This is a genomic window from Anaerocolumna aminovalerica (assembly GCF_900115365.1).
Classification (GTDB): Bacteria; Bacillota; Clostridia; order Lachnospirales; family Lachnospiraceae; genus Anaerocolumna; species Anaerocolumna aminovalerica.
Map to the genome: position 1 here is coordinate 59,580 of NZ_FOWD01000018.1, position 15,356 is coordinate 74,935.

Sequence of the window (15,356 nt, forward strand, 5' to 3'; positions counted from 1 at the left end):
ATTGGTTTTATCTTTATTGTAGTTACTATTTTTAATTCCTATTAATCTTAATTCTCGATGCTTTAGTACTATTAACAACCACAGTAATTTTGACTCCGGTACAAATCTCCGGTTGAACAGTTTATCCTATAATTTTAATTTTTTGTAACTTCCATTTCTATATTTCTTATTTGAATTAAAAAAGTTTTTGCTACCTTATATAAGGTTTCCGTAGATATTTTTGCTTCTCCGGATTCACTGATAGTATCGGCTTTTCCTGCAAAAAGTTTATCACTTTGAGGAAATGGGGCGGATAGTTTTGAATTATACCGGCTCTTTGTTTTACCCTCTATGCCGAAATTCATCTGCTTTACTTCTATATCCCCTTGAAGAATAGACTGCTTTATTGTATCTTCGTAAGATTTTAATGTATCTAAACCTTTTTGATTATCACAGGTTATGAAACCTTTCAGTCCTTCTTTCTTTATGGAAAAACTTACGGCAATCTTTCCTAAGTTTTCAGAAGTGACGCTAATATCAACTTTTCCTGCTTCCTCTGTGTTTTTTAATATTGTTACATTTACATTGGTAACTTTATCTCCAACCGCTAAAGGTATTTCATAGCTTTCCCTAGCTGCAAGATTATTTAAGAAAACCATACCATTGCTGATTTGTTGAAGTGTTTTTATATCTTTTGCCGTAATAAGGGGATTCTCATATAATTGGGTAATGATACTTTCCACGTTTTGTTCAATGATGCTGTATTGCTCTATCATTGTATTATGATTTTCCATACCCCTTATTAAACCATCTGATATGGTATCAATACTTATGGGTTCTTCCGGGCTTTCAGTAAGGCTCTCAGAATCCAAGCTTAAAGTCCCCTCCGTATAATCATTATTCATATCCCTGGTAATTTTCATCCATTGCTTATAGAAAGATTGTTCCCCGCTTAATAAATCGGTGGCTGCCTGGATATTTTGAATGGTGACAGGCAATTGATTACTTTTCAGTAAATGGATCGCTTCTTCGGAGTTTTCTATTAATTCGCGGTAATTCTTTACCTTTTCCGACCAATATTCCTGTTCATTACTGCTATTTATTGAATCATTCCATGAAGAAGATCTCAGTTTATCCTGTAATACTTCAATAGGCATGTTCATAATATCTTCAGAAGTTCCAAGAGAAGCCAATTTACCAGGCTCTATTTCTTCTTTTATATCTTGAAGGATGTTCTTTTGGTATCCGGCATTTATTTGGTCTGTTATCTTTTCTCCGGTAAAACTTACATCTTCTAAAGTACCAAAATCATCATCAATGGAAGCTTCTATGCCACCCTTTTTCATGGTTCTAACGGCTGTAAGCAGGTTACTCATTGTAATTTCCTGGCCGGCTTTTATTACGGCACCTACTGCAGCCCCCTGGGTTTTCTCTACTGCATGTAATAAACGATAGATTCCTATGAAGGATTTCTTCTCTTCCTCTGTAATCTTTTGTTCTTTTTCCAACTTCCATAAAAACCTGCTATACTTTTCTTCTTCCCCACCAGTTACACCTAATTCCTGCTTTACTTGCCGGATTTGAAGGTCAAGCTGTTCTATTGGTGTATTCAGTGGATTGATACCGTCCTTGATTAACTGGGCAGTAACAGCCGGATGAAGATTCTTCATCATATGATTTACTTGCTGGTCATATGCTTTTACCTCAAGGATATTTTCTTCTGTGATTGCAATCTGGTTATAGCCTAATATTCTTACTGCTCTTTGATTATCAGCTGTAGTTTCCAGATTCAAATCTTTTAAAATTTCATCCACATTACGGAAAGCCTTTGTAATGGAATCCCCCATATCCGACCTTGGACTGGTCATAAGGGCTTCATATGTTTCATTTACTTTATCCAAAGCCTGCTTGCATTGGATACCGGCTTTTAATAACCCATCTACCGTTTCCACCGTTCGGTTTGCCAATGTTGAGCCTAATATGTAACTGGGCATAGTCTTTAATTGGTCAAGACTTTCATATGTATCCTTTATTAGTTCTATATTAGACTGGTTGACTGTTACATCGTTTTCTTGAAGTAGATCACGGTAGTACTGGTTTTCAATTTCTCTTAATCCATCAATAATTTTATTTAAGCTGTCTGTTTCCAGATGAATTCCGTTCTTTATTAATCTTTGTCCGGATTCTACAGTAAGCCTTAAACGAATTTCTTCCAATTGGCGTCTTACGGTAATTGTCTTTATATCGATAGATTGAATGTTTCCCTGATAGGAACTTTGCCCCTCTGTAGTAAAGTGACTATCTGTAAAAGAATTTTCCTGTACCTTCTTCTCGCCCTCTTTTACCTTTTTATGTTCTGCCTGCTCCCTGCTCTGTTCTACCTTTTTCTGGGCTTCATATAAATCCTTGTAATTTATTAAATCTATATTTTCTTTTGTGTCTACAGCCAAGTGAAGGGCCTCATCACTAATGGTATGGAATAAGTTATTCACTGTTTCTATTCGCTCTGCTTGAGTCATACTTAAATTGGCTGACTCCGGTACAGCACCTTTGTTAAATGCAGCAATTATTTTATTTAATATCTCTTCTTCCCCATTAGTGCCTTTAATTAAATTTAAATCCCGACATGCCCATAACGTGTCTTCCGTTACCGGTAATTTATGATTGATCAGCCATTTGGCAGAATTTAAACTCTCCTGGTTTATTTCCATTCCTGCGTCAGATATGACCTCAGAAACTTGGGGCAATAAACTGTTCCATGTAGCTTCGGATATTTGCTGGTATTGATAATAGTAACCGGTATATTGAGCCTTATATAGATTCTCAATAGTTGGTTCCAAGCCGTTTTTTATAATATAATGGATTTCTTTATCTGATAAAGCAGTAGCTGCCCCTGCCATATCCAACGCTTTGGATATTCTTTCAATATTTGCCTGAGTTATAGGTAAATCAGCTTCAATTAATTTCTCAATTATTCTTTTTGAAACCCCATGTACACCAGCTAAACTCTTTAGAGCTATATTTTGTTCATCCAGCTTTTGCTTTTGCTGCTCTAAACCTTCTGCTTTCATTACTTTCTGGTTTTTAATCCGGATTAATGCACGCTCTAATTGCTCTATGGTGTATTCTTCAAGAGTTATACCCTCTTCTGTTAAAGCCTTATAATCCTCTTCCGTCATTCGTTCCGAATTGGATTTCCATTTATCTTCTTCTGATTCTTCCTTGTTTGTAACTTCCTTGGGAGAAGAATCCTTCGTTTCTTCCTCATAAATATTGGGATTGGGTTCTAAACTTTGAAGGGTTACTTCATAGGGACTCTTTTTAGTATTAATACCCTCCGAATCCTTTTGGCCGATACTGGTACTTTTCTCTATTTCTTTACCAATACTATTTTCCCCTATTTGATTCTGAGTTGCACTATTACCATAGATAGAATTAATGTTCATAGAATTCACTCTCTCACTTTTCCTCTGTTAAAAACATTTATCTTTTGTTATTTCCAAATGCTTTTCCGTTGTTGAAACATATTTCGGCAAATCTTCATAAACTCTTTAATTATTTTTGTACCAAAATGTGGTATACTATATTTGTATAAATGAATATGGAAAGGCATGGATATAAAAAAGATGAGAATTAGAAGGATAAAAAGAATTTTCATCCTGAGTCTTGTTATGTTTTCCCTCCTGACTCTGCATGGATGTAATCCTTCCAAAGAGAAAATATCAGTATCCGTCTCTGATACCAACCTTACCTCAAGGATAACCGGGCAAATCCCTCCTGTTCCTATTATTTATACCAAAGAAGAAACTCCTGAAAAGACGGAGATCAATACCAAAAAAGAGCTTACGTTATTAGCTGTTGGTGATAATCTAATACACATCCAGACAATTAAAAGCGGCTTAAAAAAAGATGGAACTTATAATTTTGATCATTTATATTCCACACTGAAACCTGAAATAGAAGCTGCTGACATAGCTGTCATTAATCAGGAAACCATATTAGGGGGCAAAGAATTTCCTTATACCGGTTATCCGGTATTTAATTCACCCACTGAGATTGGAGATGCTCTTATTCATGCAGGTTTTGATGTTGTACTGCATGCCTCCAACCATGCATTGGACAAGGGTTATCCCGGTATTGAGAATACATTGGAATACTGGAGTAAATACCCCATGATTACAGTTCTGGGAATAAATAAATCCCAAGAAGACAAAGACAGAATTAAAATAATTGAGAAAAACGGAATTAAAGTAGCCATGTTAAATTATACTTATGGATTAAATGGTTTCTCTATGCCGAAAGATAAACCTTTTCTTGTTAACTTGTTGGACAAGTCTGAAATGAAAAAAGATATTAAAAAGGCGAAAGAACAAGCTGATTTTGTAATTGTATTTCCTCATTGGGGAACAGAATATGTATACGAACCGGATAACAACCAAGAGGATTTAGCACGTTTCTTTGCAGAGGAAGGTGTGGATCTGGTTATAGGCACTCATCCTCACGTGTTGCAGCCTGTAACATGGAATGTTTCAGATTCCGGTCATCCTATGTTAATTTATTATTCTTTAGGTAACTATGTTTCCTATCAAAAGGAAGCTCCCAGAATGTTGGGAGGAATGGCTCATATTACCCTTACAAAAGAAAATGACATTACTTATATCAGCAAAGCTGGAATTACTCCTATTGTTACCCATTATGAATCTGCCGGAGATTCTTCCTATAAGGTGTATAAATTAGAAGATTATACGGTGGATAAAGCTGTCCGTCATGGAATACTGAAGCTGCAAAAAGAAAGTTCCTTTACTGTAGCCGGTATAAGAAAGCTTGCCAAGCAGATACTTGGTGATTGGAATACTGATTATAAGCAGTATCCTTATCCAATAAAATAAATTCCCAATGAAAAACACCTGTAATCCTACGTTGAATCATCGGATTACAGGTGCTTTTATTATAGGAAATACTCCCCCAAAGCCTACTATACCTACTCTTTAAATATAACCTATTATTTGTCTTTTCTTAACTTCTGTAGAACCTCCGGTTCTTCTGGCTGGTAAGTACCATACCTTGAAGCAGCACCTGCTGCTTTTATTGCTGAGTTGTAACCAAGTTTTGCAATCACCCTTAACAAATCTTTTTTCATTCTAATAACTCCTTTCTCCTATTTATTTCTATTACCATTAACATTGCTATAATAACCAATGTAATAGTTAAAGTAATAGCATATTTCTTAGCAGTACAAAATAATACAATATCTACTGCTGACCATAAAATACTAATCCAAATACTAATTTTTCTGTATTTTTTTTTATCTTCTGCAGATATTTTTTTATGTTCATTATCTATAGGAGCATATTCCAAAATGCAGCCTATATAAATAAGAAACAGGATGAATAAGGATATAAATGAAGTATCATATAACATATTCGAAAAGCACAGTGTTACTAAACAAAGGGTTCCAAATAAAATGTTACATTTCAAGTATGTATTTGCATGGTAACCGCCGCAATATTGCCTTGTTATAACAAATACGATATAAAACAAAAATCCATCAATTACCTGATGTAATAATAACCCCAAAGAAAGAATTATTAAAAAGTTGACAATATTGGATATGATAATTTCATAACCATATATATAAATCTCTTTTTCTTCTTCCTTAATTGTATCATTATCGCATAAAAAATCAGCTACCATCTGAGCAAACTTATGAATCACAATCCCCTCCTGTTTATGATTTACATAATTTTCTCTTGTGCTTTGATGATAGCTGATTTGATATTACATTGCAATACCTTGGACATGTTTAGCATGCTGTGAAGCATGTTTGGTTAAAATAAATCAGTATTTAATCCTTTTTGTCTGGTTTTAGCCATATATCTGTTATAAATTGATTGTTTTTCTCATAAAAACGAATCATTCCATTGTGGTTCTTTACAATATCTTTAATACTTACAGTACCAAATCCATGTTTTAATTTATCTTTTTTGGTGGATTGCAGATTTGGATTATATTTCAACACAGAATCTTTTATGGAATTGGCAACTTTAATTACCAGATAATTACCCTCATTATAAATCTTAATGTCTATTTGGGGTGAATCCTCCACCTTTACACAGGCCTCTATTGCATTGTCCAATACATTCCCCAGTAAAATACTTAGATCCAACTCAGAAATTGAATTTAATCTGCCGCTGATTTGGTAGACCATCTTAATTCCATGTTCTTCACAAATTGACATTTTGGAATTCATAATTGCATTTGCAGCATCACTTTCTGTCAGGATATATTGTTTACCCAAACTGAGCCTGTTTTCCAAAAGGCTATCCAGATAATCTTTTGCCTCCGGATATTTTTCATTATGGAGCAGAGTTCCTATACAACCTAAATAATTCTTCATGTCATGTCTTAACTTTGTAATTTCGTCATATAAAAGTTTCATTTCAGAAAGATTCTTTTGCTGCTCCAGTAATTTGAATTCAAGAAAGGAATACTGCATCCTTTCTTTGTTTTTAGCACTTATTTTAATAAAAATATAATAACAAAATACATTGATTAAAACCAGGCATACAACCGCTGATACGGACAAAAAATTATTATAGGCATTATCAAGATTGATAATCAGCATTTGGAATACAAATACTCCTGTTATAAATGACATGATAAACACACCAAAAATAGCAATCCATTCAATATAGGACAGGGAAAATTTATTCCTTTTATTCATTCGCAATATAATTCTGGTTAAAAAGAAATAACTTCCCTTAGCCATGAAGATAATAAATATTCTTACAACTCCCTGATCCGTAATTAACTCACTGATATTGGAAGATGAAATATAATTGATTATTGTCAATACCGTAACACTGGTTAACATATTAAGTCCGTTGTCAATACAGGCAATGATGATCTTTTCAAATATAGAACCATTTAAACATATTATTCCGTAGCAAACTATAATGGCAGGGTAAATCAACCCTCCAATACCTTCAAATAAAGTAAGATGGTTCATTACTAAAGTAGACACTATTCCAAGGAGGAAGGTAATAATAAAACCCATATAATACTCTGCCTTTTTGGCTTTAAATCCTAAGTATTTGGTTATAAACTCTGTTGAAATAAAACATTCAAAAAAAGTTGGCACCACTTCTAATACCATCCAATTCATTCTTCTGTCCCTCGCCCATATAATTGAAGCTTATGTTTCACCCTTTCCGTCCGGTATCTGCTTAAAGGAATTTCTCTTCCGTCATTTAAAACAACCTGTGTCTTTTCAACAGAAAATACATAACGGGAATTTACAACGTACCCGCTATGAGTTCTAATAAATCCATGTGCTTCTAATTGATCTTCCAACTTGGTAAGGTTACTTTTGATCCTAAAAGTATCGTGAAATGTGTATATGTATATATCATGCTTACAGCTTTCTATATAATGAATGTCAATTATTTTAATATTTTTTTCCGCACCGTTAAAACTGACTGTAAGATATTTATTTTCTTTGTGTAAATTTTCAATCAATGCTTTAACTGCTTCCGGCAATTCGTTATCCAGATGATTCTTACGAATAAACCGAAATGGCCTGTACTGAATGGAATGAAACACCAAATCTTCCCGATTGGTAATGAATAGAATCTTAACATAGGGGTTTCTCATACGAACCTTATCTGCAACCTGAATTCCGGAAGCGCTTGGCATTTCTATATCCAGAAATAAAATATCATAAACCTCATTATCCCAGTTGCCCAATAAATTGGCACCATCCTGAAAGGAATCTATCTGATATTTCAGCCCCCAGGAGCTTTCCTCCCTTTGAAATAACAGTGAAATCTGCTTTACCAGCTTTTCCAGAAATATAGAATCATCATCACAAACAGCTATTTTAACAAACATATATCTCCGCCTTTAACTTATTAATAAAAAATAAAATAAGACTAACTAAAGATGTACCCCGAACTCCAAGTACACGTATCAGTTAGCCTTATTTTATCATAGTTTCTGCCCTCTCACGTTCCCCAACGCGCTTACATCCTCTAGTTCAATACCTTCGCGTATCGACTTATTTGATAATAACATTTATTGTGAGATATGTCAATAGATAGTGTACATTTTGTTTTATTATTGTTATTTTTACCAAATCAGTGTTTCTATTCTAAACCAAAAAATCCTTTTAATAAATTCTCTAACTGCTCCTGGTCATAAACACCCATAGTTTCCCTGGCAGAATGCATGGCCAGTAAAGGAACTCCAAGGTCTACCGTCTTCATAGGAAGCCAGGAAGATATGATGGGCCCTAAGGTTCCGCCTCCAGGCATATCGGAACGTTTTACAAACTTCTGATATTTAACACCTAATGTTTCACATATCTGCTGAATAATTGCAATGGCTTCTGTATCAAAAGAATATTTTTGATTACTGTCAATTTTAAATACCACGCCGCCATTTAAAGGTGTAATATTGGTGGGATCGTATTTCTCCGGTTTGTTTGGATGAAGTCCGTGGGCTACATCTACAGATAACAGTAATCCATCTGCCATAGCTTCATATAAGGCATTCTCATCCTTTACTCCTAATCCGGAATAAACCTTTTTCAAAATCATATTCAGAATAGCTGAGTCAGCACCTTGCTTTGTGTTACTTCCGATTTCCTCGTTATCATATAAACCAATAACATTAATTCCTGTGCTTCTCTTACCTTGTATAATTCCTTTTAACAATGCCCATACGGAAGTAAGGTTGTCTAATCTGGGTGAGGATATGAACTCTTCCTCTATTCCGATTACGCAGCCCTCTTCTGCATTATAAATATACATGTCAAAGTCTAAGATTTCCTCCTCATTAACCTCTAATTCTTTCGCCAGGTACTGCATGAAAAATCTGTCTTTATTTAAACTTTCCTTCATCATGGCTATGAGTGGAATGGTATCGATTTGTTTATTTAATTCAACACCTTTGTTTACTTCTCTGTTAATATGAATTGCAAGATTGGGTATGGTAATAACCGGTCTTTTCATATCCAGTACTCTTGCTATGGGATGAAAAGGATCTTTGCTTTTTAACATAACCCTTCCTGCTATTGACAATGGTCTGTCCAGCCAGGTATTAATAATGGGACCTCCATATACTTCCGTATTCAGCTTCAGATATTCACCGGAGATTAATTCTGCTTTCGGTTTGATCCGAAAACAAGGATGATCCGTATGGGCCGCCCCGATCCGTAGAGTCTGTCCTTCCTCCCACTGATTGCCTACTGTAAATGCAAACAAGGATGTGGGATAAGGCATTATATAATACCCTTCTCCCTTTTTTAAATTCCATTTCTCTTTCATATTCAATTCTTTAAAGCCAGCTGACTTAAGTGTCTCTATTCCCTTTTCAACAACCTGATAAGGAGAAGTTGCTGAATTTATATAATCTATTAATTCTTTTGCTGCTATATTTTGTGTCATATAATTTTCCTTTCCAAATTCAGTATTCTATATTTTACCATGCAATCTTATAGGTATTATAAGCCATGTTTCATAACTAAACAATAGTTTTTTCCTAACTTGACTAGATTATCTATGTATTATATCATGAACATAAATATTCATGATCTTGGCACTTCACTGGGAAATGCAAGTTTGCATTTTCCTCATTACGTTTTATTATCATGAATATAAAGCGGGTTTATGTTCCCAGCAATCCATTAGAATCCGCTGGCTATTTAATTTATATTAATTCCGGAGGTTCCCATGAACCAAATCTTATTTCAACAAGCCTGTGATAGAGTAATAAACCAAATTAAAGAAAGCCATGAGATTGGTACATTGAGCGAAAAGACCATTCATGCCGTTATTAAAAACTATTTAGCTCCTGATACTTCCTCTCATGAAATTAAAATAGGTAATTTTTATGCGGATATATTTAATAATCAGGAAATTATTGAAATTCAAACGAGAAACTTTGATAAACTAAGAAGAAAATTAGAGGTATTCTTAGAGTTACAACCGGTAACCATTGTTTACCCCATACCTCATATAAAGATGCTGCGATGGGTAAATGAAGAAACCGGCGAAATCAGTTCCCCTAGAAAATCCCCTAAAAAAGGATCTCCTTATATGATTTTCCCCGAACTTTATAAGATTAAAAATTATCTATTACATCCTAATCTAAAGTTACATATCATTCTCCTGGACTTAGAGGAATACCGTCTTTTAAACGGCTGGAGCAAGGATAAAAAGAAAGGCTCCACCAGAAGTGACGGCATTCCATCAAAACTGGTGGAGGAAATATATATTGGGGACCTTACTGAATATAAAAAACTAATACCTCCCAGCTTGAATGATAATTTTACAACAATGGACTTTAAAAAAGTTACCGGTCTCAGCCAAAAGTACGCCTTCTCCGCATTAAACATCTTAAATTATGTTGGTGCCATCAAAAAAGTTGGTAAAGAAAAACAAGCCTATCTTTATTCCAGATAGGCTTGTCTTTTTTTGTGCTTTTCTATTTTCAATTAACCATTTCCTTACTTGCCCGGTATTCAGCCAGCAAAAGATCTACCATTCTTCCATAGCTTTTCACTCCGTCTTCCTGCCTGTTTGCTTTTAAATACGTATCATTCATGGAATTTGAGATGGTACTGATTACCGTATCTTCAAACTGATTCCAATAATAATATTCTTCTCTAAGATCTGCTATCATATAAGGACTGTAAAGGTCTACAACTTTGTAATACAACTCACTATTCTCCTTATATAATTGATTGCTTACATAGGACAGAGCCAGCATGGCTCCACTATATTGGAACAATAGATTATCCGATTCTTTACAAACAAGATATGCTATAAAATTAGCTTCATCTTCCCTCATAAAACCCCTTAAATGGGCTAATTCATGACCCATAGTAGCGGGAATTGAATGTTTTGTAGTATCAACATTTATATTTGCCTCCAGCGTAAAAGGCCAATAGATACCTGTAATCTCCATTCTGGACATAAACCTGGAGAAAAAAACCGGTTTGGGAGTTCCATACTTTCCCTTTAATACAGGATATTTTTCAGCCGCTTTATCAAAAGCCTTTGCTGCTTCTACTCCCAATTCACCCCAATTGTCACTGCTAAACTGAATCACACCATTCTCATCCTCTGCGCCTTCCAAATGCAGAGTGTTTCGAATATCCGATGCATTTTTAGCTAGTGCAACATTTAAATTATAAAGTTCCTCTACGCTAGACTCTTTTACCTCTAACCCGCTGTAAGCGGCAAAAGAATATCTATGATAATTAACACCTGCAAATATAACATATAAGAATAAAGCAATACTGAATATACAGGCTCCATTCAATAAGCCATGTGCAATTATATAGCCTAAGTCACTTTCTTTTTTATAAATCCTGCTTATGATTCTCCATAAGAAGCGGAGAAATAAAATGGCAGCTAATATGGGAAGCAAAATTACCTGTGCTTCCATAATTGAGAATGGTACAATACCAGCCATTAGACTGAATACTTGTGCCAGCTGCTTATAAATTCCTCTGGCAAAAATATATTCCGCAATCCATGGATTCACCCGTGCCAGAAACAATACAACCAAAGCAACGGGAATCAAAATAAGTATCCATATCCGCTTTTTCTGTAATATGTTATGCCATTTAACAGGTCTTTTCTTCTCTAAATTATCTTTCACATTTGAAAAATGCCTTAATAAATAAAACTTATTACCTCTCTCATATGCCTTCACTCTTTCCATCCTTCCTATGGTGATGAATACTTATCTTTACTGCATCCCCTGACATACTGAGTATATCTTTAATTTCCTTTTCCGGTAATTTTGTATACCCAGCTAATTCATGTATATCCGCTTCCCTGCCTAAATCTTCTGCCAGTTCTTTAGCTGCACTGTTAAGAAAATTGGTTTTGTCAACCATACTGTTTCCGAAACTGCTGCTTTCCTTTTCTTCTTTAATAACAGCTTCTATAAAGTTTCTGACATACTGAGCTATTTGTTCCCCTATTGTTTCCTTTTTCCAAAACTCCTGAAGATGTTCTAAAGCACCCATAAGAGCTATATTTCCTTCCTGAATTAAATCTTCCAAAGTAACGCCCTGATTCCTGTACTCCTTAGCAATTTTTACTACATTTCTTAGATTTCCTTCAATATAGCGCTGCTTTGCAGGGAAATCCCCCTTCATAATATGCTCAATCAGTATCGATTCTTCTTCTGGTGTACAATCCTTTATGCCTTCTAAATCTTCCAGATACATCTTCAGATAGACGGAATCTTCTTCCTGTAATGTATTCTTATCCTGTGAAGTAGTTGAAGCTTTTTGTTCCGATACCTCTTTATCTAAATGTTCTTCTCTTATTTTTTCTTGATTTATGGCTTCTGTATATAGGGAGGCAGAATTTACATAACCTTTAATTTTAATCTTATTTGCGGCTAGATATGCGTAAATATGATCGTATTGCTCTTCGGTCAAATTCATGTCGCCAAATAAAGACTTTACATCCTCCATAGTTAGCTGATTGCCTTGTACTCTGGCAACTTCCATAATATCTGAAAGCATTTCATGAAATCTATTTGCATCACTCATTGAATTTCCTCATTCCTTATCACATTAATAGCGATTCTTTATAAAATTAATTATTAAGATTCGTTTCACTAATATTACATTGCCTATAGAAGTACTTATATTTTATCATACAAATAACCCCATCGCAATCTGATTATTACTAGAAAAATCAGTATTATTATGGTATAATGTTTAACATTATGAAAACTTTTTCATTCTGACCAAAGATTAGTATCAGAAAAAATGTGGATCAACACGGATAGGAGCATTGTATGAACGATTTAGAAAAGGATATTCAAAAAAAAGAACTAAATAAGGAAGAATTACAGGAAAATGAATCTGTAAATGCAGAAAATACGATTCCGGAAGAAGTCCCCTCTATGAACGATTTTGAAGAAGAGATCAGCCGTTCCCTTCATAAAGTAAATGAAGGCGAGCTTCTAAAAGGAACCGTAATCGGTATTTCTGAAACGGAAGTTACCGTTGACCTTGGTTATTATGCCGAAGGTATTATTCGATTAGAAGATCTTAGTAATGATCCCCGATTCTCAATTAAAGCCGACATTACAGTTGGTGAAGAAATCTACGGTGTTGTTATAAGAGAAGATGATGGTGAAGGAAATATATTGTTATCAAAGAAAGATGCCGATAACATTCTGTCCTGGACAAAACTAAAAGAATACATGGATAGTCAAGATGTAAAGAAGGTAAAAATTGCCCAAGCTGTCAATGGCGGTGTTGTAACATATTTGGAAGGAATCCGAGGCTTTATCCCTGCTTCTCAGCTTTCTCTTAATTATGTGGAAGATTTGGAATCCTGGGTGAATAAAGAAGTGGAAGTTATAGTTATAACAGCTGAAGAAGAAAATAGCAGATTGGTTTTATCCGGTAAAGAAGTGGAACGAAAAAAAGAAGAGGCGGATAGAAACAGTAAAATATCCAGGCTTCAAAAAGGTGTGGTTACCACCGGAACCGTTGAAAAAATTATGCCTTACGGTGCATTTATCAATATTGGTGACGGATTAACCGGATTAGTTCATATTTCTCAAATATGCGGTAAAAGAATTAAATCCCCTAACGAAATTATCAAAGAAGGAGAAGAAGTTACCGTAAAAATTACAGACATAAAAGATGGTAAAATCAGTTTAAGTATGAGGGCAGTGGAGGAAAACGCAGAAGTAGTAGAAGCTGTGGAGGATGTACCATTCGAATATACTTCAGGTGAAGAAGCGTCTACAGGATTGGGAAGTTTGTTGTCTAAAATTAAGTTGTAAATATTGCAGTAGGACGCTTTGCCTAATAGGAAGTGTCTAGACCTTAGAATATAGGGGAGGCTGTGTGGTTCTTGTTCCATAGGTAATAAGAACTACACAGCCTCCCCTACTCTCCAAGGTCTAAATAACCTATATGGCAAAGCTTCCTCTAAATAAATTTAAATATCTTAGATCTTTTTTCCTTCTTCTTTGTTTCAGCTGCATGATTTGTTTTCTTATCTTCCTTTTTCGGTGAGGGCGGTTCAGATTCTTCTACAACGCTAACTTCTTTTTGGGCATAGCTGACAGACTCTTCTTCATCCACTACGGTTCCGTAAGAGTCTTTAATCATGTGCTGAAAGGTGTCCGATACAATTTCCCTGTATTGGGCATCTTTATCTTCAAGGCTGCTGTAAGTTTTTACTTCTTCGTTGATAGATAACATTTTTTGATCAAGAAAGGCAACGATATCCGCGCATTCTCTTAATTCCTTGCGAATTCGTTCCGGTGCATTACCTTCAAATTTATAGTATATTTTATGTTCCAGACTTGCCCAAAAATCCATGGCAATGGTTCGAATCTGTACCTCTACCTTTGTATTTATCATGGTGTTGGACAGATAAATTGGTACGGACACTATCATATGGTAACTGGTGTAGCCATTTTCTTTCGGACACATAATATAGTCTTTTACTTTTAATACCTGTACATCACTTTGCTTGGCTAGCAGGTCTGCGATACGGTAAATATCTGAAGTAAACGAGCAAATGATTCGAATTCCTGCAACGTCGTTAATATATTTTACAATATTCTCTACCGTTAACTCTCTTCCGTTGTGGCGCATTTTCTTTGCTATGCTTTGCGGTGTCTTAATACGTGATGTAACGTGTTCAATTGGATTATACTGATGTGCTAGTTTAAATTCATTATTTAATATTTCAATTCTAGTGTTTACTTCTCTTAATGCAGAATCATACATAAGCATGACCTTTTTCCATTCTTCTTCTTCATTGTAAAACATAGGTAAATCCATAACTTCCTCCTATATGTTTCCCCAATATTCCATAAATTCAAATATCTCTTTTTACTCTTATATATCATAATCAGTCTTTTCGTTCTTTTCGTTTCATACTAGATACTTTTATTTATTGTTTATCTTCTATTTTTATTTTCAAACTTCTATCTTTTTTTACTTAAAACATTTCATCAATTAAAAACGCTGTCCTTTATATTTTAATCTGATATTTCAATTTTGTTACTAAAATTCCATCCTTGATTTGGCTATGTAAAGAACTTATTACATGTTAAATTATAACACCAAATTATGAACAATCTTTGAATAATTAAAGACTTAATAAAATATTAATGTTTATTTAATTTTAATTCATAAACTACTTTTTTTATAAATAATCCCTATAGGCAAAAAATATTTTTCTCAAAATATGTACACTTTATATAAAGAAATCTATAATCAGGGTCCATGAAAACTATTATCCTTAGATAAATAAAAACAGCTGTAAAGAGCTGGTTTTAAGCAACAATCTTTCTTCTGTTTTATAAGCTTGGTTTAT

11 protein-coding genes and 1 pseudogene are annotated in these 15,356 nt (G+C 34.4%); 3 read left to right on the forward strand and 9 right to left on the reverse strand.

Annotated features, from left to right (window positions below; genetic code table 11):
- Positions 1-134 precede the first annotated feature (134 nt).
- Entirely contained in the window at positions 135-3,425 is a 3,291-nt protein-coding gene (locus BM183_RS11395) for a DUF6240 domain-containing protein (RefSeq protein ID WP_091687012.1), read from the reverse strand.
- A 180-nt stretch (positions 3,426-3,605) separates the two neighbouring features.
- Between BM183_RS11395 and BM183_RS11400 the strand changes: the two genes are divergently transcribed.
- Positions 3,606-4,868 carry a CapA family protein gene (locus BM183_RS11400; protein WP_170847976.1) on the forward strand — a complete coding sequence of 421 codons (1,263 nt, stop codon included), beginning with the start codon at positions 3,606-3,608 and terminating at the stop codon, positions 4,866-4,868.
- 113 nt (positions 4,869-4,981) lie between these two features.
- Here the strand turns inward: BM183_RS11400 and BM183_RS11405 are convergent, their stop codons facing one another.
- The 5 genes from BM183_RS11405 to BM183_RS11425 all read right to left on the reverse strand — a co-directional run bounded on the left by BM183_RS11405 (position 4,982) and on the right by BM183_RS11425 (position 9,425).
- Complete coding sequence (locus BM183_RS11405; protein WP_091687014.1) at positions 4,982-5,119, reverse strand: cyclic lactone autoinducer peptide; 138 nt, start codon at positions 5,117-5,119, stop codon at positions 4,982-4,984.
- The gene (locus tag BM183_RS11410; protein ID WP_091687015.1) at positions 5,116-5,694 is read right to left on the reverse strand and encodes an accessory gene regulator B family protein; all 579 of its coding nucleotides are present in this window, start codon (positions 5,692-5,694) and stop codon (positions 5,116-5,118) included. The genes BM183_RS11405 and BM183_RS11410 overlap by 4 nt, the downstream gene beginning before the upstream one ends.
- 130 nt (positions 5,695-5,824) lie before the next feature.
- The gene (locus tag BM183_RS11415) at positions 5,825-7,144 is read right to left on the reverse strand and encodes a sensor histidine kinase (protein ID WP_091687016.1); all 1,320 of its coding nucleotides are present in this window, start codon (positions 7,142-7,144) and stop codon (positions 5,825-5,827) included.
- A complete protein-coding gene (locus tag BM183_RS11420) occupies positions 7,141-7,869 on the reverse strand; it encodes a LytR/AlgR family response regulator transcription factor (RefSeq protein WP_091687017.1) in 729 nt (242 codons plus the stop codon). The genes BM183_RS11415 and BM183_RS11420 overlap by 4 nt, the downstream gene beginning before the upstream one ends.
- Positions 7,870-8,123: 254 nt before the next feature.
- Complete coding sequence (locus tag BM183_RS11425; RefSeq protein WP_091687018.1) at positions 8,124-9,425, reverse strand: M18 family aminopeptidase; 1,302 nt, start codon at positions 9,423-9,425, stop codon at positions 8,124-8,126.
- Between the two features lie 285 nt (positions 9,426-9,710).
- Here BM183_RS11425 and BM183_RS11430 point away from each other — a divergent pair, with 285 nt between their 5' ends.
- A complete protein-coding gene (locus BM183_RS11430) occupies positions 9,711-10,442 on the forward strand; it encodes a DUF8091 domain-containing protein (RefSeq protein ID WP_091687019.1) in 732 nt (243 codons plus the stop codon).
- A 28-nt stretch (positions 10,443-10,470) separates the two neighbouring features.
- On the opposite strand, the gene BM183_RS11435 is transcribed toward BM183_RS11430, so the two are convergent.
- Both BM183_RS11435 and BM183_RS11440 read right to left on the reverse strand, forming a co-directional pair.
- Positions 10,471-11,700, reverse strand: coding sequence for a DUF3810 domain-containing protein (locus BM183_RS11435; protein ID WP_170847977.1), 1,230 nt, complete (start codon positions 11,698-11,700; stop codon positions 10,471-10,473).
- Positions 11,687-12,553 (reverse strand): sigma factor, encoded by an 867-nt coding sequence (locus BM183_RS11440; protein WP_091687021.1) that lies wholly within the window; start codon positions 12,551-12,553, stop codon positions 11,687-11,689. The genes BM183_RS11435 and BM183_RS11440 overlap by 14 nt, the downstream gene beginning before the upstream one ends.
- 251 nt (positions 12,554-12,804) lie before the next feature.
- Here BM183_RS11440 and BM183_RS11445 point away from each other — a divergent pair, with 251 nt between their 5' ends.
- Positions 12,805-13,806 carry a S1 RNA-binding domain-containing protein gene (locus BM183_RS11445; RefSeq protein WP_170847978.1) on the forward strand — a complete coding sequence of 334 codons (1,002 nt, stop codon included), beginning with the start codon at positions 12,805-12,807 and terminating at the stop codon, positions 13,804-13,806.
- 361 nt (positions 13,807-14,167) lie between these two features.
- Here the strand turns inward: BM183_RS11445 and BM183_RS11450 are convergent.
- A pseudogene (locus BM183_RS11450) lies at positions 14,168-14,818 on the reverse strand (GTP pyrophosphokinase); the annotation flags it as partial.
- Between the last annotated feature and the right edge of the window lie 538 nt (positions 14,819-15,356).